The organism is Brachybacterium sp. AOP25-B2-12 (assembly GCF_052378625.1).
In the GTDB taxonomy this organism is placed as follows: Bacteria; Actinomycetota; Actinomycetes; order Actinomycetales; family Dermabacteraceae; genus Brachybacterium.
Window position 1 is genome coordinate 14,145 of record NZ_JBQSXW010000013.1, and the last position, 24,239, is coordinate 38,383.

Annotated in this window: 21 protein-coding genes and 1 pseudogene; 11 read left to right on the forward strand and 11 right to left on the reverse strand. The window is 71.8% G+C overall.

What is annotated here, in order from left to right; translation table 11 throughout:
* Positions 1-26: 26 nt before the first annotated feature.
* Positions 27-2,078, reverse strand: a complete 2,052-nt coding sequence (locus ACT3TZ_RS10475; RefSeq protein ID WP_444583363.1) for a GxGYxYP domain-containing protein — start codon at positions 2,076-2,078, stop codon at positions 27-29.
* A 268-nt stretch (positions 2,079-2,346) separates the two neighbouring features.
* Here ACT3TZ_RS10475 and ACT3TZ_RS10480 point away from each other — a divergent pair, with 268 nt between their 5' ends.
* Positions 2,347-2,745, forward strand: a complete 399-nt coding sequence (locus tag ACT3TZ_RS10480; RefSeq protein ID WP_444583364.1) for a hypothetical protein — start codon at positions 2,347-2,349, stop codon at positions 2,743-2,745.
* A gap of 74 nt (positions 2,746-2,819) precedes the next feature.
* On the opposite strand, the gene ACT3TZ_RS10485 is transcribed toward ACT3TZ_RS10480, so the two are convergent.
* The gene (locus ACT3TZ_RS10485) at positions 2,820-4,355 is read right to left on the reverse strand and encodes a UDP-N-acetylglucosamine 1-carboxyvinyltransferase (protein ID WP_444583365.1); all 1,536 of its coding nucleotides are present in this window, start codon (positions 4,353-4,355) and stop codon (positions 2,820-2,822) included.
* 298 nt (positions 4,356-4,653) lie between these two features.
* Here ACT3TZ_RS10485 and ACT3TZ_RS10490 point away from each other — a divergent pair, with 298 nt between their 5' ends.
* Complete coding sequence (locus tag ACT3TZ_RS10490) at positions 4,654-5,406, forward strand: sulfite exporter TauE/SafE family protein (protein ID WP_444583366.1); 753 nt, start codon at positions 4,654-4,656, stop codon at positions 5,404-5,406.
* Between the two features lie 367 nt (positions 5,407-5,773).
* On the opposite strand, the gene ACT3TZ_RS10495 is transcribed toward ACT3TZ_RS10490, so the two are convergent.
* The 5 genes from ACT3TZ_RS10495 to ACT3TZ_RS10515 form a co-directional block, all read right to left on the reverse strand.
* Positions 5,774-6,760 (reverse strand): glycoside hydrolase family 130 protein, encoded by a 987-nt coding sequence (locus ACT3TZ_RS10495; RefSeq protein ID WP_444583367.1) that lies wholly within the window; start codon positions 6,758-6,760, stop codon positions 5,774-5,776.
* 117 nt (positions 6,761-6,877) lie between these two features.
* Complete coding sequence (locus ACT3TZ_RS10500; RefSeq protein ID WP_444583368.1) at positions 6,878-7,711, reverse strand: carbohydrate ABC transporter permease; 834 nt, start codon at positions 7,709-7,711, stop codon at positions 6,878-6,880.
* A gap of 2 nt (positions 7,712-7,713) precedes the next feature.
* Positions 7,714-8,646 (reverse strand): carbohydrate ABC transporter permease, encoded by a 933-nt coding sequence (locus ACT3TZ_RS10505; RefSeq protein WP_444583369.1) that lies wholly within the window; start codon positions 8,644-8,646, stop codon positions 7,714-7,716.
* Entirely contained in the window at positions 8,643-9,938 is a 1,296-nt protein-coding gene (locus tag ACT3TZ_RS10510; protein ID WP_444583370.1) for an extracellular solute-binding protein, read from the reverse strand. The genes ACT3TZ_RS10505 and ACT3TZ_RS10510 overlap by 4 nt, the downstream gene beginning before the upstream one ends.
* Positions 9,939-9,970: 32 nt before the next feature.
* Positions 9,971-11,038, reverse strand: a complete 1,068-nt coding sequence (locus tag ACT3TZ_RS10515) for a LacI family DNA-binding transcriptional regulator (protein ID WP_444583371.1) — start codon at positions 11,036-11,038, stop codon at positions 9,971-9,973.
* A 404-nt stretch (positions 11,039-11,442) separates the two neighbouring features.
* On the opposite strand from ACT3TZ_RS10515, the pseudogene ACT3TZ_RS10520 reads away from it, so the two are divergent.
* From ACT3TZ_RS10520 to ACT3TZ_RS10535, 4 genes and pseudogenes are all read left to right on the forward strand, one after another.
* Positions 11,443-13,061 (forward strand): annotated as a pseudogene (locus ACT3TZ_RS10520) (ABC transporter substrate-binding protein).
* 7 nt (positions 13,062-13,068) lie between these two features.
* Positions 13,069-14,052 carry an ABC transporter permease gene (locus ACT3TZ_RS10525; RefSeq protein ID WP_444583372.1) on the forward strand — a complete coding sequence of 328 codons (984 nt, stop codon included), beginning with the start codon at positions 13,069-13,071 and terminating at the stop codon, positions 14,050-14,052.
* Positions 14,049-15,032: an ABC transporter permease gene (locus tag ACT3TZ_RS10530; protein ID WP_444583373.1), complete on the forward strand. Its 984-nt coding sequence runs from the start codon at positions 14,049-14,051 to the stop codon at positions 15,030-15,032. The genes ACT3TZ_RS10525 and ACT3TZ_RS10530 overlap by 4 nt, the downstream gene beginning before the upstream one ends.
* On the forward strand, positions 15,029-16,813 hold the full coding sequence (locus ACT3TZ_RS10535; RefSeq protein WP_444583374.1) for a dipeptide ABC transporter ATP-binding protein: 1,785 nt from the start codon (positions 15,029-15,031) through the stop codon (positions 16,811-16,813). The genes ACT3TZ_RS10530 and ACT3TZ_RS10535 overlap by 4 nt, the downstream gene beginning before the upstream one ends.
* A 217-nt stretch (positions 16,814-17,030) precedes the next feature.
* Here ACT3TZ_RS10535 and ACT3TZ_RS10540 read toward each other — a convergent pair whose 3' ends face one another.
* From ACT3TZ_RS10540 to ACT3TZ_RS10550, 3 genes are all read right to left on the reverse strand, one after another.
* Positions 17,031-18,809, reverse strand: a complete 1,779-nt coding sequence (locus ACT3TZ_RS10540) for an ABC transporter ATP-binding protein (protein WP_444583375.1) — start codon at positions 18,807-18,809, stop codon at positions 17,031-17,033.
* The gene (locus ACT3TZ_RS10545; RefSeq protein ID WP_444583376.1) at positions 18,806-20,470 is read right to left on the reverse strand and encodes an ABC transporter transmembrane domain-containing protein; all 1,665 of its coding nucleotides are present in this window, start codon (positions 20,468-20,470) and stop codon (positions 18,806-18,808) included. Before ACT3TZ_RS10545 ends, ACT3TZ_RS10540 begins: the two co-directional genes overlap by 4 nt.
* A 105-nt stretch (positions 20,471-20,575) precedes the next feature.
* The gene (locus ACT3TZ_RS10550; protein ID WP_444583377.1) at positions 20,576-21,652 is read right to left on the reverse strand and encodes a CobW family GTP-binding protein; all 1,077 of its coding nucleotides are present in this window, start codon (positions 21,650-21,652) and stop codon (positions 20,576-20,578) included.
* A 51-nt stretch (positions 21,653-21,703) separates the two neighbouring features.
* On the opposite strand from ACT3TZ_RS10550, the gene rpmB reads away from it, so the two are divergent.
* From rpmB to ACT3TZ_RS10575, 5 genes are all read left to right on the forward strand, one after another.
* Positions 21,704-21,940 carry a 50S ribosomal protein L28 gene (rpmB, locus tag ACT3TZ_RS10555; protein ID WP_444583378.1) on the forward strand — a complete coding sequence of 79 codons (237 nt, stop codon included), beginning with the start codon at positions 21,704-21,706 and terminating at the stop codon, positions 21,938-21,940.
* A 118-nt stretch (positions 21,941-22,058) separates the two neighbouring features.
* Entirely contained in the window at positions 22,059-22,229 is a 171-nt protein-coding gene (gene rpmG / locus ACT3TZ_RS10560) for a 50S ribosomal protein L33 (protein WP_444583379.1), read from the forward strand.
* Position 22,230: 1 nt separating this feature from the next.
* Positions 22,231-22,536, forward strand: a complete 306-nt coding sequence (rpsN, locus tag ACT3TZ_RS10565; protein WP_444583380.1) for a 30S ribosomal protein S14 — start codon at positions 22,231-22,233, stop codon at positions 22,534-22,536.
* Between the two features lie 76 nt (positions 22,537-22,612).
* A complete protein-coding gene (locus tag ACT3TZ_RS10570; protein WP_444583381.1) occupies positions 22,613-22,867 on the forward strand; it encodes a type B 50S ribosomal protein L31 in 255 nt (84 codons plus the stop codon).
* Positions 22,864-22,989 (forward strand): ribosomal protein bL36, encoded by a 126-nt coding sequence (locus tag ACT3TZ_RS10575; RefSeq protein WP_444583382.1) that lies wholly within the window; start codon positions 22,864-22,866, stop codon positions 22,987-22,989. The genes ACT3TZ_RS10570 and ACT3TZ_RS10575 overlap by 4 nt, the downstream gene beginning before the upstream one ends.
* Positions 22,990-23,098: 109 nt before the next feature.
* Here the strand turns inward: ACT3TZ_RS10575 and ACT3TZ_RS10580 are convergent, their stop codons facing one another.
* On the reverse strand, positions 23,099-24,175 hold the full coding sequence (locus ACT3TZ_RS10580) for a 2,3-butanediol dehydrogenase (protein ID WP_444583383.1): 1,077 nt from the start codon (positions 24,173-24,175) through the stop codon (positions 23,099-23,101).
* Between the last annotated feature and the right edge of the window lie 64 nt (positions 24,176-24,239).

Genomic DNA, 24,239 nt, shown 5'->3' on the forward strand with positions numbered 1-24,239 from the left:
ACCCCCCGCACGGTGGACCGTCGGCCTCAGGCGGTCTGCGCGAAGAGGTCGAAGAACTCGTCGGCGAGCACCACCTCGACGTCCTCCGGAAGGGAGTCCACCAGGTCGCGCACGTCGGTGGGGGTCCATGACCACGCATTGATGAGCCCGGCGAGGAACAGCGGCGCATCGCCCTCGTGGGCGGCGATCCTGTCGGTGATGGCGGTGTGGTACTCCTCGACGCCGCCCGAGGGGTACAGCGTCCCGATCAGCGGCACGATCGCGCCGGGCTCGGAGATCGACGCCTTCTCGTCGGTCTGGATGATCCCGCGCAGCGGCACATCGTCCCGGTAGTCCTGGAGCACCCAGTCCGGCAGGCGCGGGAACGGCTGCTCGGCCGTCGGCGTGCTGTACGCGTAGATGATGTCGAGGCCCGTGCGCGCCTGGTACGCGCCCGACAGCTCTGTGAAGCGTGCGAACTCGTCCTGGGGCCAGGAGTCACCGTACGTGTAGCCCGCCCCGGAAGGTCCGCACACGAACCCGTCGAGCTCGGTGGCGGTCGCCTGGAAGTGGTGCAGCAGCGCCGGTCCCACGTCCTCGAGGAGCGGCGTGATGGTCCAGTTCATCGGCACGGAGCCGCGGGCCTCGTCGTCCCACAGCTCTCGCATCTGGCGCTGGCAGTACTGGATGTTGTCTCCCTCCCCGAAGGTGAGGGTGACGTACGTGCGCCCCGCCTGCGGGGCACGACCCGTCGGCGCGGCAGGGGAGGCGGCGGTCTCCGCCCGGATGCCTGAGAGCACGGACGCATTGGTGTAGTAGTCGGCCGCGACGACGATCACCCCGTGCTGGCTGCACAGGCCGACGCCGGACCATTCCCCGTCCACGTCATCGGAGAACCATCCCGGATACACCGAGCCCGGCTCCATCCGCGACAGCAGCTCCTCGAACTGGCTTCCGCTGTCACCCGATGGCGGGAGCCATGTGACCAGCGAGTTCGTTGCGATCGCATAGTCGCGGAACGACGTGAAGGGCTCGACCCGCGTGGGGGCGGTGTCGGTCACCGAGACCAGGTACTCGTTCTCGAGCTCGAGGGCGAGGGTCAGCGACGTCGTCCCGGCGGGGACCTCGAACCGATAGATGAAGGTGGCCCCGCCGTCGGCGAAGCGCTTGCCCGCTGCGGTCTGGGAGCCGCCGGCATCGAACAGGTACGGCGCCTCCTCCTCGCCGCCCGGCGTGAAGGCGGGGCCCGCCGCCCCGTCGACCTCGACGGACACATGGTGCAGGGCAGGGCCCCAGCCATCCTTGGGGAAGGCGTCTGCGAGCTGGACGAACACGGTGCCCGCTCCCACGTGGGAGGACAGGTCGACCGTGTAGGTCCCTCGGTTCGAGGAGTCACGTACCGGCTGCTCGGCGCGCAGGACCTCGGTCCATGTCACGCCCTCGACCTCGACGGTGTGGATCGGGGGCAGGCCCACCAGCATCTCGTGCCGGGTCCCGGCCCAGAGCTCGTCGATGGCGTACTCATAGATGGCTGCAGGATCGTCCGCGAAACGGCCGCGCAGGTCCTCGACGATCTTCAGGCCGTGCTGTGCGGCCTGATCCGCGCTCGCGACGACGCAGCCGCGCTGTGCGGCGAGGGTCGTGGCCAGGTTGATGGTGTCCGGAGCATCGATGTCATAGACGATCGCGCCCGCGATGCACCGGCGGTATCGATCCAGCAGCTTCCACGGATCCTTCTCCCGCTGGACGCGGACGGGGAGGTCGTCCACCCAGGTCGCGTCCACCGGGTCGACGATCAGGTAGATCTCCGGTCGGGACCGGTTGACCACACCCTGCAGGGTCACCAGGAGGAGACGGTCGAAGCCGTCGAGATCGGACATGTCGGCGACCCGGATCGACCGCACCCGATCGAGCGTCGGGAAGAGGCGCCCGGGCTCGTGGTGCACGGCTGATCCGGTGCCTGCTCCGCCGTGTGCGCGAGGAGGTGCGGCCACGGCCGGGCTCGCGAGGGTTCCGGCGGCCAGGGCCGTCGTGCCGACGCCGATCCCGCCCAGAAGGGCGGCGCGGCGCGAAAAGGTGGGGGTGCTGTCAGTTGTCATCATTGACTCCTGCATCGGGGTTGAGGCTGTGCACCGTAGCCGTGGCCCGGGGCCAAGGGAAGGCATCGCGTCCGCTTCGGGATCGTTCGCGCAGGAAGTCTGGACGAACGCGTGCCGTGACGTGGCGCGCTGAGGCATCGACACGCTCGTCGCCGGGACGGCGCGGGCCGCGCACTTCCCGCATGCGATCATCACCGCAGCGGCGCATCGACGCCGACGCTCCGCCCGCTCCGCCACCGTGCGGCGCCGCACCCCGAAGGCCTGCCCCATGGTCGAGGACCCCACCGGCGACGTCGCGCCGCCCCGCGAGCACCGCGCGAGCATCTGCATCGCCGCGGCACTGCTCGTCATCGCCCTCTCGCTCGGCACGTTCCTGGCGACCGGTGCATCCTCCTCGGTGTCAGGGGGATGGTTCGCGTACGCCCCGACCGGAGACGTCCCCGTCGAGGACGTGCTCCCGGCGGTCGAGGCGCTCGCGTGGAGGGGCCCTGCGCTCGCCGTCGGCGCGGCGCTCGCCGGTGCGGTCCTGGTGATCGGGATCCGCGCACGCCTGAGGCACCGGCCGGTCCCTCTCACGGTGTTCGCCCTGCTGGCGCTCGCGGCGGTCCCGGCGATCCTGACGGAGACGATCACGGCGTCGCTGCCGGGCTTGGTGTTCATCGGCTGATCGGGCCGAGGCCCGGGCGTGCGAACAGGACGGATGGGCGGCTCCGACCTGATGCGCCGGGATCGCCCCGCCCGTCAGATGTCCCGGAACGTCTCGATCCGCGCCCCCAGCGCGTTCAGCCGCTGCGCGAGGTCCTCGTAGCCGCGGTTGATGACGTACACGTTGCGCAGCACGCTGGTGCCCTTGGCGGCGAGCATCGCCAGCAGGATCACCACGGCCGGGCGCAGCGCCGGCGGGCACACCAGCTCGGCGCCGCTCCAGCGGGTGGGGCCCTCGATGAGCACGCGGTGGGGGTCCATGAGCTGCACGCGCGCGCCGAGCTTGTTGAGCTCGGTGAGGTAGATGGCGCGGTTCTCGTACACCCAGTCGTGCAGTTGCGTCTGGCCCTGCGCGGTCGCCGCGATGACGGCGAAGAACGGCAGGTTGTCGATGTTCAGCCCCGGGAAGGGCATGGGGTGGATCTTGTCGATGGGCGCCGTGAGCTCGCTGGGGTGGGTGGTGATGTCCACCAGGCGGGTGGTGCCGTTGGCCGCGAGGTACTCCTCGGAGCGGTCGTAGGTGAAGCCCATGCCCTCGAGCACCGCAAGCTCGATCTCCATGAACTCGATGGGCACGCGGCGCACCGTGATCGAGGACTTCGTGACGATCGCTGCGGCGATGAGGCTCATCGCCTCGATGGGGTCCTCGCTGGGGGCGTAGTCGACGTCGGTGCGGATGTCCGCGACGCCGTGGACCCGCAGCGTGGTGGTGCCGATGCCCTCGATCCGCACCCCGAGCTTCTCGAGGAAGAAGCACAGGTCCTGGACCATGTAGTTGGGGCTCGCGTTGCGGATCACGGTCTCGCCCTCGACCCGCGCGGCGGCCAGCAGCGCGTTCTCGGTGACGGTGTCCCCGCGCTCGGTCAGGACGATCGGCCGGGTCGGGCCCGTGTTCGGGGTGGCCGTGGCCTGGTAGTGGCCATCGGTGGCCACGACGTCCAGGCCGAAGGGCCGCAGGGCCGTCATGTGCGGCTCGACGGTGCGCGATCCGAGGTCGCAGCCGCCGGCGTAGGGGAGCTGGAAGTGCTCGGCGCGGTGCATGAGCGGGCCCAGGAACATGATGATGCTGCGGGTGCGGCGCGCGGCATCGGCGTCGATCGACGCGAGGTCCAGGTGCTCGGGCACGACGATCTCGAGGTCGCCGTGCTCGCCCAGCCAGCGGGTGCGCACGCCGATCGAGGTGAGCACCTCCAGCAGGCGGTTGACCTCCTCGATGCGGGCCACGCGGCGCAGCACGGTGGTGCCGCGGTTCAGCAGCGAGGCGCACAGCAGCGCGACGCCGGCGTTCTTGGAGGTCTTGACGTCGATGGACCCGCTGAGGGTGGTGGGGCCGTGGACCCGAAGGTGGCTGGGGCTCGACGTGCCGATCTCCACGATCCCGGAGTCCAGTGCGGTGCCGATCCGGGCGAGCATGTCCAGCGTCAGGTTCTGCTGGCCCTTCTCGATGCGGTTGACGGCGCTCTGGCTGGTGGCGAGCTTGTCGGCGAGCTGGTTCTGGGTGAGCCCGGAGTGGAGGCGGGCGTCGCGGATGAGCGTGCCGACGCGCTCGCGGTAGTCCTCGGAAGTCTGCATGCGGGGAAGCGTATCTCATGTATGAGATATCGAGTGCGGCAGTACCGGGCTCGTGGCGGGGGGCACAGAAGCCCCCGTTCACCGCGGGATCTGCTCCATGGCCGCGGGTCATCTGCACCGGCCTTGTCGTGTCGCCGATGCCGCGGCCCACGGCCCACGGCCGGGGGAGAATGCTGATTCCACGGCCCGGAAGGGCCCTCGCTCGTGGCGACGTGCTCGGCGACGGCGCCAGCTCACTCAGGAGGTTCCCATCGCCGAACTGTTCGGGAGCCTCCCGCAGCTCCCTGCCCTCGCCTGGGTGCTCCTCGCCGTGGGCGCGCTCGTGGTCGGCTTCTCGAAGTCGGCGCTCCCGGGATCGACGACGTTCGCGGTGGGACTGTTCGCCCTGGTCCTGCCACCCAAGGAGTCGACGGCCGCGCTCCTGCTGCTGCTGATCGTCGGGGATGCCATGGCCCTGTGGATGTACCGGCGCGAGCCGGATGTGCGCACCCTCGTGCGGCTGATCCCGAGCGTGCTGGTGGGGTTGCTGATCGGGGTCGCGTTCCTGGCGCTCGCGGACGCCGAGGCGGTCCGGGCGGGGATCGGGGCGATCCTGTTGCTGCTCATCGCCATCACGTTGTGGCGCCGGCGGAGGGGACGGGGCGCGACGGCGGGTGCGGGTGCAGGAGCAGACCCCGCGCGAGAAGCCACCCCTGGAACGCTGGCCCGGATCGGGTACGGCTCGCTCGGCGGGTTCACCACCATGGTCGCCAACGCCGGCGGCCCACCGATGTCGCTGTACTTCTACGCGATGCGCATGCCGGTGCTGACGTTCCTGGGCACCAGCGCCTGGTTCTTCGCCGCCGTCAACCTCATCAAGCTCCCATTCTCCATCGGCCTGGGTCTGGTGACCCTGCCCTATGTGCTCATGGACCTGCTGCTGGTCCCGCTGGTGGTGGCGGGGGCGCTGATGGGGCGGAAGGTCGCGCGACAGGTGCCGCAGAAGGTGTTCGAGAAGGCTGTGCTGGTCCTGACGGTGGTGTCGGCGCTGGGGTTGATCGTGGGGGCGTGATGACGCTGGGGGTGCGGCGCACGGCGGTGTGCAGGAAGAAGGGTGTCAGCGAGGGCGCCGGGGGCCGGATGCTGGCCACGGCGCCGGCCGGCGGTTGCCCGCTGCCGTTCGCGGATCGTCGCCGCGACGTGACCTGGTCGGGTGGCCTTCGGCTGCGCTGCGGTGCGGGCATCGCCGGGGCGAGCACTCGACGTCGCCCGGTGACGTCGAGAGTGCACCGGGGTGGTCTCGTCATCACGGGACGACGTCGTGTGTACGGGCCCCTCCGACACGGCCCGCCCTGAGCAGGACTCGGCCGCTCTCCGTGGCCGGATCGAGCATGGTGCGGCGGCGACCCCCGCCGGCCCGGCCCCGGCGCCCCAGGCGCTCACCCCCCCGCACGCACCCCGAATCCCACCCGAGGATCCGCCACGGCCACCGCGAGGGTCGTGTCGCTCTGGCCGTAGTACGCGAACCATCGGCCCTGGAACTTCACGAGCCCCTCGACGAAGGTCACGTTGGAGACCAGGCCGTGGAGGTCCTCGAACGTCTGCGGACGCAGCCACGGCTCCTGCAGCCTGGCCAGCACCTTCGTGGGCTCGGCGGGATCGATCGCGATCTGTCCGCAGCGGTAGTCCACCTCGACGGTGCCGTCGTCCAGCACGGTCCGGGTGGCGCCGTTGGTGAGCATGACCAGCAGCCCGGTGTCGGTGAGGACGGGGGACGTCCCGATCTCGACGAGGTCCGCGTCGAAGGAGCCGGGAGTGGGGGAGTACATCGGCTCGTCGTCGCTCGTGCCGGGGGTCCAGTGGATCAGGTCCTCACTGGTGGCCCAGTAGATCGCGCCCTCGCCGAAGTACATCCACCACAGCCCGTCGATCCGGAAGGGGACGATCACCCCAGCCTTGGACCAGGTGTGGCCGCGGGGGTCGACGGTCTTGAAGGTGTCGAAGTCCTCGAACAGCGGGCCGTGCTTGGTCCAGTCCCGCAGGTCGGTCGAGGTGGCCAGGCACAGCTGCGCCGCCCGGCGGTCCCAGCCGGTGTACGTCAGGTAGTAGGTGCCGTCGATGAACACGATCCGCGGATCCTCGCAGCCGTACCGCTCGTAGTCGTGCTCGGGGGAGAGGATCGGGGCGTCCTCCCGCTCGAAGTGCAGGCCGTCGCGACTGCGGGCGATCCCGATGTGGCTGACGATGTCCTCGGCGTGCGCCCGGTAGAGCAGCACGACCTCGTCGTCGACGACGAGGGCCGCCGGGTTGTAGAGGTTCGCGGACTCCCACGAGTCGCCCTTGGGGCGCAGGATCGGGTTGCCCTCGTACGGGACGAAGGGACCGAGCGGGAAGCGGGCGTCCTCGAAGATCGAGACGGTGGTCATGTGGGGGTTCCTCCTGGTGTGGGGTCCATCGATGCTGTCATGGAGGCCTGCGGGGGGCCCGGCGACGTGAGGTGGTGCGGTCGAGCTGATCGGTGACGGCGCGATGTCGCGCTGCGCTCAGCCCTTGACCCCGGAGCCGATCTCCGAGGGCCGGAAGTACTTCTGGAACAGGCAGAACAGCAGCACGACCGGCAGCGCGAGCGCGCAGGCTCCGGCGAGGATCGCCCCGTTGGGGTTGGCGACCTGCTGCGCGGCGTTGGTGATGTAGTTGGCCAGCGCCACCGCGAGCGGCTGCATCGACGCGTCCTTGGTGACGAGGAACGGCCACAGGAACTCGTTCCACGGACCGATGAAGGTGATGAGCACGACCGTCGCGATCGCCGGACGCACCATCGGGATCGCGATGGACCACAGCACGCGCAGCTCGCCCGCGCCGTCGATCCGGGCGGCCTCGAACAGCTCCTCGGGCAGGGTCAGGAAGAACTGGCGGAAGATGAACACCGCCGCGGTGTTGATGAAGAACGGCAGGATCATTCCGGCGTAGGTGTCGCCGAGTCCGTACGTGCCCGCGACCTGCACGTACAGCGGGATCATGAGCAGCTGGAACGGGATCATCTGCACCAGCAGCATCACCGAGAACAGCACGCGGCGACCGCGGAACCGCAGCCGGGCCAGCGCGTATCCGGCGCACAGGCCGAACACGAGGGTGCCCACGAGGACCCCGGCGGTGTAGACGAGCGAGTTGAAGAGCGTGCGCACCAGGTCCACGCGCTCGTTGATCGTCGTGAAGTTCCCCAGCGTCCAGCCGCCGCTGGGCACCAGGGCGGACGGGGTGGACGTCGGGTTCTCCTGCAGCGCCCCGACGATCATGAAGTAGAACGGGAACAGGAAGCCGATGGCGGCCAGGCCCAGCAGCACGTACAGCAGGACCTTGGTGGATGTGCGGGTCATCGTCACTTCTCCTTCGTCAGACGTGCCGAGGCGAGCGAGAGGACGCCGACGGCGATCACGAGCATCACGCCGATCGCCGAGGCCACGTCCGGGTTCCCCTGCTGGATGCCCTTCTGGTAGATCATCAGCACCGGCGAGGCGGAGGCTCCGTCGGGACCGCCGCCGCTGGTCAGCAGATAGGGCTCGGTGAACAGGTTGGCGCCGGTGATGATCGACAGGACCAGCACGAGGAACGTCGTCGAGCGGAGCCCCGGCACGGTGATGTTCCAGAACCGCTGCAGCACCCCGGCGCCGTCGGTCGAGGCGGACTCGTACAGCTCCTTGGGGACGCTCTGCAGCGCGGCGAGGTACAGCAGGATGTAGAACCCCAGCTGCTTCCACGTCACGTACAGCGCGATGGACGGCATCGCGAGGTGCTCGTTGACCAGCCACGACGGGTTCGGCGCGAGGGGGCCCAGGATGGCGTTGACCAGGCCGCCCTGGCTGAACATCAGCATCCACACGCCGATCAGGGACACGCTCGCGGTGACGTAGGGGACGTAGAACGCCACGCGGAACGCCCCCGCCCATCGCGTCACCGCGTGCAGGGCCGCGGCGAACACCATCGACAGCACCACCGTCAGCGGCACGTTGATGACGAGGAACACCGCGATGTTCCCGAACGACTGCAGGACGCGGGGGTCGGTGAGGGCCGTGCGGTAGTTGGCCAGGCCCACGAAGGGCTGATCCACGCTCACGCCCGGAGCGGTGAAGACGTAGTCGAAGAAGGAGATCCAGACGGCGTAGCCCAGCGGGTAGGCCATCACCACGGCGAGGAACAGCGCATACGGCAGAGCGAGAGGGATCCCGAACGGCTGCGCACCGAGGATCCGCTGCAGGCGAGGCCGACGGTGCCCCTGGGATGCCGGGGTGCGGGTGAGGGTCGTGGAGCTCATGCGGCACCCTCCTGGGTGAGCGTGTCGATCTGCTGGGCGGCGTCCCGCAGGCCGTCGGGGACGGACTTCTTCCCGAAGATCACCGACGCGGAGTACTGGTCGCGGAACCGCTGCCAGATCTCGACGGACGAGGAGATGTACGGGACGTCCCCGACCCGGGAGGCCTGGTGGGCGAAGCTGGTGTAGTCCGGGTGCTCCGCGAAGTACGCGGGGTAGGCCTCCAGCAGGCCGGTGCGCATGGGCATCTGGCCGCTGAGCTGCAGCAGCTGCCCATCGGCCTCCGCGCTCGTGGCGTAGCGGAGGAAGTCCCAGGCGGTGGCGCGGTGGTGGCTCGAGGAGAACATCGCGACGTTCTTGGAGTCCGCGAAGGTGGTGATCTCCTCCGCCGGCAGCCCGGCGGCGGTCGGCACCGGCATGAAGCCGTACTCGATCTGATCGGCGTAGGTCGCGATGGCCCAGGGGCCTGCGAGCTGCATCGCCGTCTGCCCCGTGGCCATGGCGTCGTCCGTGCTCTTCTCCGGCGGTGCCAGCTGCTCGGCGTACAGGGTGCGCCAGAACTCCGCGACGGCGAGCCCGTCGGCGTCGTCGAAGGTCGTCCTGCGGTCCTCGACCAGCGGCGTGCCGCGCGTCTGGGCCAGGTACAGGGGGTAGAAGTCGAACCACGGCTGGTAGAACTCGCTGCTCGGGGCGGGCCACAGCGCCGAGGGCGCGGCTCCGGTGGACACGATCCTCCGGGCGCCGTCGAGGAAGGCGTCGTGGGTGCCCATCCCGGGGGCGTCGGGGTCGATCCCCGCCGCGGCGAAGAGCTCACGGTTGAACATGACCATGACGGGGTTCGACTTCCAGGGCAGCTGGTAGTAGCGCCCGCCGTCGGAATAGGCGCGGGCGCGGTCGCCCCCACGGGTCTCGATGTGGGTCACGGCGTCGGGGAATGTGGAGAGATCCACGAGCCCGCCGGCGCGCACCCAGTCCGGCACGGAGGCCGAGGACGCGTTGAACACGAGGTCGGGGCCGGTGCCGGCCACGATGGCGGCGGTGATCGCCTCCTCGGAGCTCGCCCCGGCGGGGATCTCCTGGACGCTCACGGGCTCGTCGGGATGCTGGGTGGTCCACGCCTCCGCGACCGCCGTGCCCCAGGCGAGCTCCTGCTCGTTGGTGGACAGCCAGATGCGGATCGGGCCGCGTGCGACGGCGGCCCTCTTCGGGTCGACGGCCGTGCGCCCGCAGGCGGTCGCGGCCAGGATGGGGACGGTCGCCGCGGTCGCGGCGAACGCCCGACGGGTGAGGGACATCGTCGTCGCTCCTCCTGTGGGGTGGGTGGTGCTCAGGGCGCGGGGGCACCCTGAGGTGGGGCGATGCTGTCGCGCACGACGACGCGTGTGCACTCGAGCAGGCATGGGGCGGGCGCGGAGCGGTCCTCCGCGGTCGATCCCTCGCGGCCGATCCGGTCGATGAGCATCGCGGTGACGGCCTCACCGCGCGCGCGGGCGTCGGTTGCGACGGTGGTCAGCGCGGGGGAGAGATGGGCGGAGAGCTCGGAGTCGTCGAAACCGGTGATCGAGAGGTCCTCCGGGACGCGCAGCCCGCGGCTGCGCGCCAGGGACAGGCCGGCGATCGCCATGATGTCGTTGGCGTACACGATGGCGCTCGGACGGTCCGGGGCGTCCAGCAGGGCGGCGGTCGCATCGCGGCCGGAGGCGGCCGTGAAGTCTCCCTCGACGACGGCAGAGGCATCGAGCCCGTGGGTATGGAGTGCGGCGACGAAGGCGTCGCGGCGGGCCGCCGCATGGACGTACCCGAGAGGTCCGGAGGCATGGGCGATCCGCCGGTGACCTGACGCGACGAGGCGGTCCACGAGCTCGGTGACCGCGGATGCGTCGTCGGTGTAGGCGACGGGGACGTCCCCAGGCGGCAGAGCTGCGGGCGCCTGGGCCACGAGCATCACCGCGGGCAGCCCGAGCTCCTCGAGCAGGGCGATCCGGCGATCGGCGACCTCGACGTCGAGCAGGATCACGCCGTCGACGCGTCCCGCGGCGAGGCGCTCATACACGGCCGTCTCCGCCTCGACGTCACCGACGATGTGGAGCATCAGGCCCATGTCGGCGCCGGCGAGCACGGACTCCGCGCCGGCGATGAACGAGGGGAAGAATCGGTCGTCGGCGAGGACCTCCGGACGACGCCGGATGACGAGGCCGATCGCTCCGGTGCGCGACGTCGCCAGGGCGCGGGCGCTGTGGCTGGGGTTCCAGCGCAGGGCCTCCGCGGCGTCGAGGATCCGCTGCCGAGTGGCGGGGGCGACGGGGCGCTTGCCGGAGTAGGCGAGGGACACGGTGCCCTTGGAGACCCCCGCGGCGCGCGCGACGTCGCCGATGGTGGTGCGGGGGTTGGGCATCAGGCGTCCTCGGGTGGGATTACAAACCGGTTTGACGTATGTATCAAACCGGTTCGATGGGGTGGATGTCAAGGGGCGGGGTGTCGTTCGGAGTCGGACGAGGGATGCCAGGGAGTCGGAGAGGTGAGGGGCGTCCGCGCTTCGTGCCGGAGTCGACCGGATCGGACGGGGCGATGATCAGTGCGCGCCGGGTGCGACGGCGCCCCGGCGGGACGCGGCGACGCACAGACACCCCGCACCCGGGCTCCCCGGAAGCGGCCGTCACAGGAACTCGGAGACGGGTCGGACCGGCGGTCAGGCCGGCTGCGCCCCGACACATGAAGCCATAAGACTCGCCATGCATACCCATAAGCCGAAACCGTGAAGGACTGTTCCCGTCGTCCCTCCCCGAAAAGGCGGTCCCCATGTCCTCGTCCACGTTCGCACGCCCGAGCCGCCGCGCCCTCGGCGGCTTCCTCGGCCTCTCCGTGATCGGTACGGCGGCGCTCGCCGCGTGCGGCGGGGGCGCCGCCGCCGACACCAGCGTGCTCACGGTCGGATTCCCCGACGACAGCGAGAACTACGACCCCCACCAGCCGCCGCAGACCGTCTCACGGACCGTCGCCCGCCAGATCACCGACGGCCTGGTCGACCAGGACCCGGAGACCGGCGAGATCGTCCCGTGGCTCGCCGAGAGCTGGGAGGTCAGCGAGGACGGCTCCCGCTTCACCTTCCACCTGCGCGAGGGCGTCACCTTCTCCGACGACACCCCTTCACCTCCGCCTCGGTCAAGAACAACTTCGACCGCATCATCAGGATCGGACCGCTGGCGTACATCGGCGCCAGCCACCTCCGCGGCTACCAGAGCACCGAGACGCCGGACGAGCGCACCGCCGTGGTCGTCTTCGACGGCCCCAACGCCCAGTTCCTCCAGGCCGCGACCACCCAGACGCTCGGGTTCCTGGCCGATGCGACGCTCGCGCTGTCTCCCGAGGAGGTCGCGCGGGGCCAGGTCATCGGCACCGGCCCGTACGTGCTGGACGACTACTCGCCCGGGGACTCGATCACGCTGACCCGCCGGGCGGGCTACGCCTGGCCGTCCTCGAACTACTCCAACACCGGCGAGGCCACCTACGAGACCGTCGAGATCTCCTTCATCCCCGATCCCACGACGCTCGCCGGCGCCGTCTCCTCGGGGCAGGTCGACTACGCGTTCCTGCTGGACACGGCCACCCTGCCCGGCGTCAAGGGCTCGGGGGCGACGGTCGTGACGAAGTCCGTGAAGGGCATCGCCAGCCCCCTCGTCCCCTTCATCTACCGCCCGATCTTCCAGGACGAGGCCGTGCGCCGCGCGATCAACAACGCCACGGACCGCCAGGAGATCGTCGACCGGATCTACCAGGGGGCGGGCGCCCCGGCGACCGGGCTGCTGACCGCCGTCACGCCCGGCTCCGCGGACCTGTCCCAGTACCTCGCGTACGATCCGGACGCCGCGATCGCGACCCTCGAGCAGGGCGGGTGGACCACCGTGGGCGACGACGGGATCCGCGCCAAGGGCGATCAGCGGCTGACCATCCAGATCCAGTACTCGGGCTCGGGCACCACCTCCGAGCAGCTGTTCCAGCTCATCAAGACCCAGTGGGCCAAGGTCGGCATCGAGTTCGACCTCAAGCCGGTCACGGAGGCCCAGCTCAGCGAGACGACGCTGTACGACGCCCCCTACGACCTGTCCACCTGGAGCCAGGGACGGGCCGATCCCGATGTGCTGCGCGTCGTCTACTCCTCGTTCTACGAGAACCAGTCCTTCTTCTTCGGCAACGCGATCCCGGAGGTGGACGAGGCGCTGCTGGCGCTGCAGTCGACGACGGACCCCGAGGAGCGTGCGCAGGCCTCGGCGAACGCCCAGCGGATCATCCTCGAGGGCGGGTACTCCTTCCCGCTGACCGATGCGGTCTCCAACAGCGCCGCCGGCAAGAAGCTCGACGGCGTCCACCTCGATGCCGAGAACAAGCCGGTCTTCACCGACTTCGCCCCGAAGGCCTGATCGCACCGTGCTGACCTATGTCCTGCGTCGCCTCGGGCAGGCGCTCGTGGTGCTGTGGGGGGCGATCACCCTCTCCTTCGTGATCATCCAGCTCACGCCCGGCGACCCCGCACGCATCATGATGCAGGCCGTCGGGGGCGACGACGCCGGGGCGGCCGACGCCGAGGGCCTCGCCGCGCTGCGCACCGAGATGGGGCTGGACCAGCCCGTGCTCCTGCAGTACGTCGACTTCGTCCGACGGATCGTCACGCTCGACTGGGGAACCGCCTACTCCCAGCAGCGCCAGCCGGTCGCCGCGGTGATCGGCGACCACATCGGCGCCACCCTCCAGCTGGGCACGGCGAGCCTCGTGGTGATGGTCGTGCTCGGGGTCGCGTGCGCCCTGGGGAGCGTGCTGCTGCCCACTGCGCTCGTGCGGTCGGTGTTCCAGAGCCTCACGGTCGTGGGCATCGCGGTGCCCTCGTTCGTCATGGCGATCATCCTGCTGCAGGTCTTCGCCTTCCGGCTGGGGTGGTTCCCGGCCTTCGGCGTCGACGGATGGCGCTCGCTCGTGCTGCCGTCGCTGACGATCGCCCTGCTCGGGGCCGGGACGCTCTCGCAGGTCTTCGCGCGCAGCATCCGCGAGGTCTCGACCGACGGCTACGTCGAGGTCGCCCAGGCACGTGGCCTCGGCCCCGTGCGCGACCACGTCCTGCGCAATGCGAGCCTGCCCGTCTACACGATCGTCGGGATGCTCGTGGGCGGCATCGTCTCCGGGGCCGCGATCATCGAGACGATCTTCGGCCGCCCGGGCATCGGGCGCCTCTTCGTCGAGGCCGTCGACGCGCGGGACTTCCCGCTGATCCAGGTCCTCATCGTGCTGTCCGGCGGGCTGTACGTCGTCGCGACCCTCGTCGTCGACCTCACCTACCCGCTCATCGACCGCCGCGTCATCTCGCCCGCCGCGCGCACCCGGGCGCGGCGTGCACCCTCACGGAAGGCCTTCGCATGAGCGACATCGCCCGCGAGCTGACCACCTCGGCACCCCTCGCCGGCCCGTCCGATGCCGAGGTGCGCGGGGGCGTCGCCCCCGGCGCCGACGTCCCCGGTGTCGACCCGCGCGCCACTGGGACCGACGGCCCCGACACGTCCGTGGACGAGGCGCCGAGGCGCCCGGTGAGGGACCTTCTCTCGGCCGCCGCACGGCGGCCCGGCGTCGTCGCCTCCCTGCTGTTCCTGGCGCTGCTCGTCGGCTGGGTGCTCGTGCCCGAGGTGTTCGCGCCCACCGATCCGATCGCCGTGGTGGGGGACTCCCTCGCACCGCCCAGCGGGGCGCACTGGTTCGGCACGGACCTCAACGGCCGCGACGTCTACGCGCGCGTGGTCCACGGGGCACGCCTGTCTCTCGTCGCCGGCGTCGTGGCCGTGACGATCAGCCTCGTGGTCGGCGGCCTGCTGGGCATGGCCGCGGGGTTCCTGGGCGGCGTCGTGGACGCCGTCATCTCCCGCGCCACCGAGGTCATCGTGTCGATCCCCGGCCTGCTGCTGTCGCTGGCCCTCATCTCGGTCCTCGGGTTCGGGGTCGAGAAGGTCGCGATCGCCGTCGGGATCGCCGGGATCCCGGGGTTCGTGCGGATCGCCCGCTCGGAGACCCTGCGGATCGTGAACCTCCCCTACATGGACGCGGCGACCGCCAGCGGCACCCGGCGGCTCGTCGGGATCCTCACGCACGTCGTGCCCAATGCCTCCGGCGCGATCGCGGCCGTCGCCGGCATCGATCTCGGAGGTGCGGTCCTCTCGATCGCCGCGCTCAGCTTCCTCGGCTTCGGCGCTGTGCCGCCCACCCCGGAATGGGGCTCGCAGATCAACGAGGGACGCACCTACGTGGCCTCGGCCTGGTGGTGGAGCCTGTTCCCCGCGCTCGTCGCGGGCCTGACCGTCCTCAGCGTCAACCGCATCAGCCGCGGCTTCGGCACCCGGGAGGCACGATGACCAGCACACGCCCCACGAGCTCCACCACGACGGGGTCGGCCGATCCGGGATCGTCCGGCGGCATCCCGGCCCAGCAGCGGACCGGGCGGACCTCCACCCCGGCGTCCGTGAGGCGGACGGGTGCCGTCGAGGACGTGCCGTCCGCGGGCTCGGGCACCGCGCTCCTGGCGGTGCACGACCTGGCGGTGACGTATCGGCGCGGTCGGCGCAGCACCCGGGCGGTCGACGGGATCGGGTTCTCGGTGCGCCCGGGCGAGGCCGTCGCCCTGGTCGGGGAGTCCGGATCGGGCAAGTCGAGCATCGCCCGGGCGCTGCTCGGGATCCTCGGACGCCGCGGAGAGGTGAGCGGCCGCATCGAGCTCGACGGCACCGAGCTGCTGGGTCTGACCGCATCCCGGGCACGCTCGGTGCGGGGCCGCGACGTCGCCTACGTCCCCCAGGACCCCGGCTCCTCGCTGGATCCGGTGCGGCGCGTCATCGATCAGGTCATCGAGCCGCTGCGGATCCACCGGATCGGCGATCCCGCGACCCACCGCGCGCGGGCCGTCGCGGCGCTGGACCAGGCCGGCCTGCCCGGTGAGGAGATCTCCCGGCGCTGGCCCCACGAGCTCTCCGGCGGGCAGCGCCAGCGCGTGCTCATCGCCGCGGCGATCATCGGCGAACCCCGCCTGATCATCGCCGACGAGCCCACGAGCGCGCTCGACGTGACCGTCCAGAAGACGATCCTGGACCGCCTGCAGCTGCTGACCCGGGAGCACGGCACGTCCCTGCTGCTCATCACGCACGATCTCGCCGTCGCGGCCGACCGCACGGACCGGACCATCGCCCTGCGGAGGGGACGGATCGTCGACGAGGGACCGAGCCGGGTGCTGCTGACCGCCCCGACGCATCCCTACACGCGGGCCCTCGTGGACGCGATCCCCGGACGCCACGGCGCTCCCGTGGCCGCGCCGGGCGGTCCCGTCGAGGACGACGGCGCCGCGCCGATCATCGACATCCGGGGCGCGGTCAAGGAGTTCGGCCCCCGGGGAGCCCGCGTGCGCGCCCTCGCGGGTGTGGACCTGCAGGTCCGACCGGGGCGCAGCATCGGCGTCGCGGGGGAGTCCGGCTCCGGCAAGACGACCCTCGCACGGGTCCTGCTGGGCTTCACCGAGGCCGATGCCGGGACGATCGAGGTCGCCGGGCGTCCGGTGCGTCGCGCCGACCGGAGCCTGCGGCGTCGGGCCCAGCCGGTGTTCCAGAACCCGCACTCCTCGTTCGACCCGGCGCGCACCGTCGGCTGGTCGCTCCTCGAACCCGTCCGCGCCCTGACCCGCACCTCGCGGGCCGAGCGCCGGGCGCTGCGGGATCGGCTGCTCACCGACGTGGGGCTGGACCCCCAGCTCGCCGCACGGCGCCCGGACGAGCTCTCGGGAGGCCAGCTGCAGCGGGTCGCGATCGCTCGCGCCCTGAGCGTCGCCCCGGAGGTGCTCGTGTGCGACGAGGCGGTCTCGGCGCTCGACGTGACGGTCCAGGCGCAGATCCTCCGGCTCCTCGCACGGCTCCAGCGCGACCGCGGCCTGACCCTCGTGTTCATCACGCACGACCTGGGAGTGCTCCGGTCCCTGTGCGAGGACGTGCTGGTGATGAAGGGCGGCGAGGTGGTCGAGCGCGGACGCACCGCGGACGTCTTCGCGCGCCCGGAGCACCCGTACACCCGTGCCCTGCTCGCGGCGATCCCGGGGCAGGGTGGGGCGGCCGATGGGGGTGCGGACGACGAGCTGCTGGCGCCGGTCCGGTGAGGCGGCGGGAGCGGGCGTGCTCGTCCGTTGTGGGGGGGTGTGCACTCACCGGCGTCCTGTGCATGCACGGCTGTACCCGTGCAGGGGTGATGGCACAGGGCGCCGGTGAGTGCACGGGCCCCCGAGAGCCGCCCGTTCGGGGCGAGCCCGACGCGCGGGGGCCGAGCAGGAAGGGGCCCCCGGTCATCCCGCCGGCCGGGTGGCGCCGCCGCCCGGGTCACTCCGCCGTCCACGCCTCCCACAGCCGCGCGTACCGCCCACCGGCCCCCACCAGCTCCTCGTGCGTCCCGTGCTCGACGATCCGGCCGTGCTCCATCACGAGGATCGCGTCGGCGCCGACGGCCTGGGAGAGCCGGTGGGCGACGACGAGCGCGGACCGGCCGCGCAGCACACCCTGGGCGGCGCGGTCGAGGTCCTGGGCGCCGGCGCTGCCGGCCTCGGCAGTGGCCTCGTCGAGGACGACCAGGGAGGGGTCTGCCAGCTGGACGCGGGCCAGGGCCAGCATCTGGTCCTGCATGGGCGTGAGGCGGTGCGCGCCGTCCCCGACGGCGGTGGTGACCCCGTCGGGCAGGGCCCGGATCCAGGTATCGGCCCCCACGGCCTCGAGCGCGGCGGCCACCTGGGCATCGCTCGCCTCGGGCCGGGGCACGCGGATGTTTTCGGCGATGGTCCCCGTGAACACGTGGACCTCCTGGCTGACCATCGCGATGCGGCCGCGCAGCTCGCGCTCGGGGATCTCCCGCAGGGCCGTGCCGCCGATCCGCACGTCCCCGATGCTGGGGGCCACGATCCCCGCGGCGATCTGCGCGAGCGTCGACTTCCCGGCGCCGGTGGCGCCGACGACGGCCACCACCTGACCGGGCTCGATCCGCAGGGCGACGTCGGCCAGCACGGTGCGGTCCTCGTCGTAGGCGTGCCCGATCCCGGCCAGGAGCAGGTCGTCGCCGCGGGAGGCCGGGGCCGAGGGAGCCGACGGCCCGGCCCCCGCACCCCCCGTCCCCCCGAGGCGCACCGGCAGCCCCTCGGCCACCTCGATCACGCCGACCATCCGCCCGAGCGAGGCGCCCGCGGACTGCACCTGGTCGAACAGCCCCACCAGCGCGCCGATCGGGTTGAACAGCCGGTGGAACAGCAGCGCCGCCGTCGCCACCGCGCCCGCGGTGACCTGGCCGTACCAAGCAAGGACGAACCCCGTGGTCAGCAGCACCGCGAGCACCACGGCCTCGGCCCGGTTGTTGCGGGAGAACGCCGCGGTGAGGAACCGGAACACCCCGATCGACAGATCGCGCGCGTGCGCCGAGGCGGCGTCGATGCGGCCCAGCTCCGCGGCCTCGGCCTCGAAGGCCGTGAGCGTGTCCTTGCCGCCGATCGCGCCGAGCATCCGCTGGGAGCGCACGCCGAACGCCGCCCGCTCCTCGCGGTAGATCGGCCCGGAGCGCGGCAGGTACCAGCGCAGCGTCAGCCAGTACATCGGGATCGCGATGAGGCCCACGAGCCCAAGGCGCCAGTCGACGGCCGTCATGGCGCCCGCCGAGACCACCACCACGAACGCCGACTGCACGAACATCGGCAGGATCCCGCTGGCCGCCTCGGAGACCTCGCGGGAGTCCTCGGAGACGCGGGAGACGAGGTCGCCGCGGCCGCCCTCCTCGATGACGGAGGAGTCGACGGCCAGCGCAGAGTCCATGACGCGCTCGCGCAGCGTGGCGACCGCGGGCTCCGTGAGCCGGCCCATCCACCACGTGCCCAGCCACGTCGTCACCGCTCCGAGGAGGCCCGCCCCCAGCAGCAGGATCACCCCGGTGAGGACGGGCCGCAGGCTGCTCCCGGGGCGCAGGGTGTCGACGAAGTCGCCCACGACCCAGGGGGCGACGAGTCCGCACAGGGCGGTGACCAGGCCCGCGACGGCGACGAGGACGGCGGTCCCCGCGTGGCGGCGCAGCAGGGGCAGCACCTCGGCGCGGACGCGCCGGGCAGGGGCGACGGGCAGGGTCATCGGGCACCTCCGTCGGTGGGGGAGGGCGCAGGCGGGACGACCACGACCGTGTCGGCGACGGAGCGGAAGGCGGGGGAGCCGGTGAGGACGACGGTGGTGCGACCGTCGCGGACGGTCCGGACTCCGCGGGCGATGGCCCATTCGGTCACCGAGTCGACGGCGCTGGTGGGGTCGTGCAGCACCAGCACCGCGGGATCCGCGTGCAGCGCCCGGGCCAGGGCGATCCGCTGGCGCTGCCCGCCGGAGAGGTTCGATCCGCCCTCGCGGACGGCGTGGGCCAGGCCGTCGCCGACGACCTCGAGGACCTCGTCGGTCGCGGATGCCGCGAGCACGGAGGCGGCCACCGCCTCGTCGCCCGCGCCGTCGTGGCGCATGGTGATGTTGGTGCCGATGCTGCCGTCGAAGAGGTCGGAGGCGTGCGGGGCGCTGACGAAGGCGTGCGCGAGAGGTCGTTCGAGGGCGGGGCGGGGGGTGCCGTCCAGCCGCACGGCCCCGGCGCCGTCCTCGCCCGCGAGCGCCGCGGACAGCAGGCGGGCGTCGGCCGGGTCCTCGGCGTCGATGACGACGAGGTGTCCGGGCGGCACCTGCACGTCCAGCACGCGGTCGCCGTCCAGGGTCAGGCCTCGGATCTCGAGGGCGTGGGCTCGGGCATCCGAGGCGTCGTCGGCGTCCTCGGTCGGCACGGTGACGGGCTCCTGGAGGAACGTCGCGATGCGTCCGGCGGCACCGTGGGAGCGGGCGAACGTCGAGATCGCCATGGTCACCGACGTCATCGGCTCGGCGAAGAAGACGGCGAGGCCGACGGCGGAGACGAGGCCGCCGACGCTGAGGTCGCCCGTCGTCACGCGCCATCCGGCCACGAGCACCACCGCCGCGAGGACCAGGCCGATCGCGAACGCGCCGAGCCCCTCGACCCGCCCGGAGACGTCGGCCGTGCGGATCCCGGCATGCGCGGCACCCTGGCTGGCGGTGCGGTAGCGGGCCGAGGCCCAGCGCTCGCCGCCGATGGCCTTGAGGATCCGCAGGCCGCCCATGGTGTCGCCGGCCACGGCGCTGGCCTCGGCGATCGCGGCCTGCTGCGCGCCGGAGGTGCGGGAGATCAGCCGGGAGGGCCCGGCGATGAGGGCCAGGGTCAGGGGGACGCCGAGGACCACGACGAGAGCGACGAAGGGATCGGTCCACAGCAGGTACACCGAGGCGACGACGAGGCCGATGACGGCCGATCCGCCGAGCGCGAGCTGGCGGAACACCAGCGCGGTGACATCGGCATCCGAGGAGGACAGTGACAGCACCTCGCCGGCCGTACGGCCGCGGAGGGCGCCACGGCCCAGAAGGGCATGCCGCGCGACCTCGACGCGCAGCGCGTGCGCCTCGCGGTGCAGCGCGGTGTTCAGCAGGCGCGATCCGAAGCGGTACCCGTAGGAGAGCACGATGAACAGCGCGAACAGCCCCAGGATCGAGACGACCATCGCGACGGGGTCCAGCGGCACGATGGCACGGTCGATGATGATGCCCAGGGACACCGGCACGGCGGCCTCGCTGACCTGCCACACGGAGATCACGAGGAATCCGGGGATCTCCTGGCGGAGACGTCGGCGCACGGCGCGCCGCAGGACGGCTCCTCCGGTGCGTGGGGGAGCGGCGGGGGTCGAACGGGTCACGGGGGTCCTCACGAGCGGCGGCACGGTCTCCGGCCGGGGCGAGGCCACGGCCAGCCTACGGTGTCGCCGCGCCCCTGACGAGGGGCGATGCCCGACGGTGGACGGTCAGGCGGTCGCGGCGCGGTCCCCGAGCCACGGGTCGAACTCGTCGGCGCGTCCGAGCCAGGGCAGCAGCCCGCGCGTCCATTCCGCGTCGGTGAACAGGCAGTCCGCGAAGGCGGCGCGCACGCGCTCGCGATCGGCCGGATCGTCGCCGGTCACGACGAGGCGGGTGCTCGGGTCCTCCCGGCCCCACGCGGCGACGGTGCCGATGGACACCTGGCCGCCCGCGCCGTCCCACTGGCACACCGAGCCCGGGCGGGTGGGCAGCCAGAACCGTCCGTGGCCGCGGAGGCGGCCGCTGCCCAGGCGCTCGATGTGCTCCATCAGGCGCTCGGGGTGGAAGGGCCGCTCGGAAGAGAGGTCGAGGGTCCACGTGCCGTGGGCGCCGGTGCGCTCGCCGCGGGCGGAGGAGATGGTCTGGGGGTCGACCCGCCGATGCGCGCCGAGGTGGTCGAAGGTCCCGTCGAGCAGGTCGGCCGGGGTCAGCGCCGTGATCGCGTCGACGTGGGTCTGGTCGTCGTGCAGCAGGTGTGCGACGAGCTCGGCGCCGGGCCCTGCGGGATCGCCCTCGAGGACCACGGTGCCGGCGAACTCGAGCTGGGCGGCGAGGGCCTCGCCGACGCTGCGGTCGTCGTCCTGGGTCCAGCGCAGGCCGCGTTCGGCGAGGGTGTCCTCGCCGAGCAGGTCCTCGGGGGCGGCATCGGCGTCCAGCACGGCGACGACCGAGGTCACGGCCAGATCCCGCAGGCGCGGCGCGAGGGCGTTCATGACCGGGTGGGGGTCCGAGCCGATGGGCAGGACCAGCAGGATCGAGTCCCAGCGGGGGTCGCGCGCCAGGGCCTCGAGGACGGGACCGGCCTCCTCGCCCATCGCGCAGGAGATGCAGTCGCACGCGAGGTCGACGGGGCGGTCCTCGACCACGCCGTCGGCGTCCAGGACCAGGCGGCGCAGGCCGCCGGCCTCGAGATCGGTGTCGTAGCGCAGGGCGACCGTGGACGGCGAGTCCAGGAGCACGGAGGCCGTGAGGCTGTCGCGCAGGACGACGTCGATCCCGGCGACGAGGGCGAGAGGTGTGGGCATCGGAACAGCCTTCTTGACGAGAATGATTATCAATACCTAGTGTGCTCTCCCATGTCGACCCGTTGTCAAGTCACCGGAGCCGCGCCGAGCTTCGGCAAGAGCGTCTCCCACTCCCACCGCCGCACCTCCCGGCGCTTCGACCCCAATCTGCAGAAGAAGCGGTACTACGTGCGATCACTGGGTCGCACCGTGACGTTGACGGTGTCCGTGAAGGGCGTCAAGACGATCGACAAGCTCGGGATCGAGGCCGTCGTCGCCCGCATCCGTGCGCGCGGCGAGAAGGTCTGACCCCCTCGGACCCCCGCGCCTCCGCCCCGTGCGGGAGTGCGGACCCTGCCGGCGAGAGCCGGCGTCGCCCCCACCTCGAGCGTCCGCTCGGACGCTCCCACCCTCGACAAGGAGAACCATGGCCACGAAGTCCAAGGATGTGCGCCACCAGATCACCCTCCGCTCCACCGCGGGGACCGGATACCGCTACCAGACCACCAAGAGCCGGAGGAACACGCCCGATCGCCTGGTCGTGCGCAAGTACGACCCGCGCGTGCGGCGCGTCGTCGAGTTCCGAGAGGACCGCTGACATGGCCAAGACCTCGAAGATCATGCGCGACCGGCAGCGACGCGAGACCGTCGCCCGGTTCGCCGAGAAGCGCGCCGAGCTCAAGCGGGCCGTGAAGGACCCGGCGCTCGACGACGACCAGCGCGCGGCCGCGCGGCTCGCGCTGCAGAAGCTGCCGCGGGACGCGAGCCCCGTGCGGCTGCGCAACCGCGACGCCGTCGATGGGCGGCCTCGCGGCTACCTGCGGACGTTCGGCGTCTCGCGGGTGCGCCTGCGGGAGCTCGCGCACCGCGGCGAGCTGCCCGGCGTCACCAAGTCCAGCTGGTGACCTTCCGTCCCTGACGGGGGCGCGCCGCCCGGCGCGCCCCTCCCATCGTCCGATCCCCAGAAGGGACGTGGCTCCCATGAAGCCCGGCATCCACCCCGACTACCACCCCGTCGTCTTCCGCGACCGCAGCGCCGACGTCTCGTTCCTGACGCGGTCGACCCGCACGTCGGAGGCGACCATCCAGTGGGAGGACGGCACCACCTACCCCGTCATCGACGTCGAGGTCTCCTCGGCCTCCCACCCCTTCTACACGGGCAACTCCCGCGTGGTCGACACGGCCGGTCGCGTGGAGAAGTTCCGCCGCCGCTACGGGAAGAAGGACGCGTCGTGAAGGTGCGCAACTCGCTGAGGTCGCTGCTGGCCAAGGACGGCGCACAGCTCGTGCGGCGTCGCGGCCGGCTCTACGTGGTCAACAAGAAGCACCCGCGGTTCAAGGGGCGTCAGCGGGGCTGAGTGCCGAGAGCTCGCGCGATCGGGTGGCTCTGCCCCGCGGGCGTTCCTCGCGACGTGCGCGCGGGTGCCGAGAGGTCTCTCGACTCCCGCGCGCTTTCGGATGCCGTGCTCAGAGCCCTGCGCCGCTGGGGGACACGAGGATCTTCACCGCGGTCTCGTTGCGGTGGATGAGGGTCTCGAAGCCCTCGTCGACCAGGTGCTCGAGCCCGATCTTGCCGGTGATGAACGGCGCGAGGTCCACCTTGCCCTCGTTGACCAGGGCGATCGACTGCGGGTGGTTGTTGACGTAGCCGATGGTGCCGCGCAGGTCGATCTCCTTCATGACCAGCTTGTGCATGTCGAAGTTCGCCTTCTTGCCCCAGATCGAGACGACCACCAGCACGCCCGTGGGGCGCAGCGCATCCATGAGGGTGTCGAGCACGATCTGCACGCTGGTGCACTCGAAGGCGACGTCGGCACCCTTGCCGCCGGTGAGCTCGTGCACCCGGGCGGAGACGTCGACCTCCTTGGGGTTCAGCGCGTGGTCGACCACACCGGCGTCGATCGCCTTCTGGCGGCGCAGCTCCGAGAGCTCGGAGATGATCACCGTGACGCCGAGGGCCTTGAGGACGGCGGAGGTGAGCAGCCCGATGGGGCCCGCTCCGCCGACCAGGGCCACGTCCCCGGCCTTCGCACCGGAGCGCTCGACGGCGTGGTAGCCCACGGTCAGCGGCTCGATGAGGGCGGCCCGGTCCAGGGGGATGGCCTTGTCGATGCGGTGCACCCAGCGGCGGCGCACCGCGATCTGCTCGGCGAGACCGCCGCCGCGCCCGGCGAGACCGATGAAGTTCATGTCCTTGGACAGGTGGTAGTCGTGGGAGTCGGGGCCCACGTCGACCGCGTCGTCGATGATGTACGGCTCGACGACGACGTGGTCGCCCACCTCGAGGTCGTCCACGCCCTCGCCGAGCGCGGCGACGGTGCCGGAGAACTCGTGGCCCAGCGTGATCGGGGCGGACTCCCCGGAGAGGGGATGCGGGGTCTCGGGGGTGGGGCAGAAGATCGGGCCATCGAGGTACTCGTGGAGGTCCGTCCCGCAGATGCCGCACCAGGCGACGTCGATCAGGACCTCCCCGGGGCCGGCGGTGGGGGCATCGATGTCCTCGATGCGGATGTCCTTGTTGCCGTAGTAGCGGGCAGCGCGCATGGTGCTCTCCTCGTCGAGTCGCGTCATCGGGTCACGACGGTCGTACCGGTCGTGTGGTGGCCCC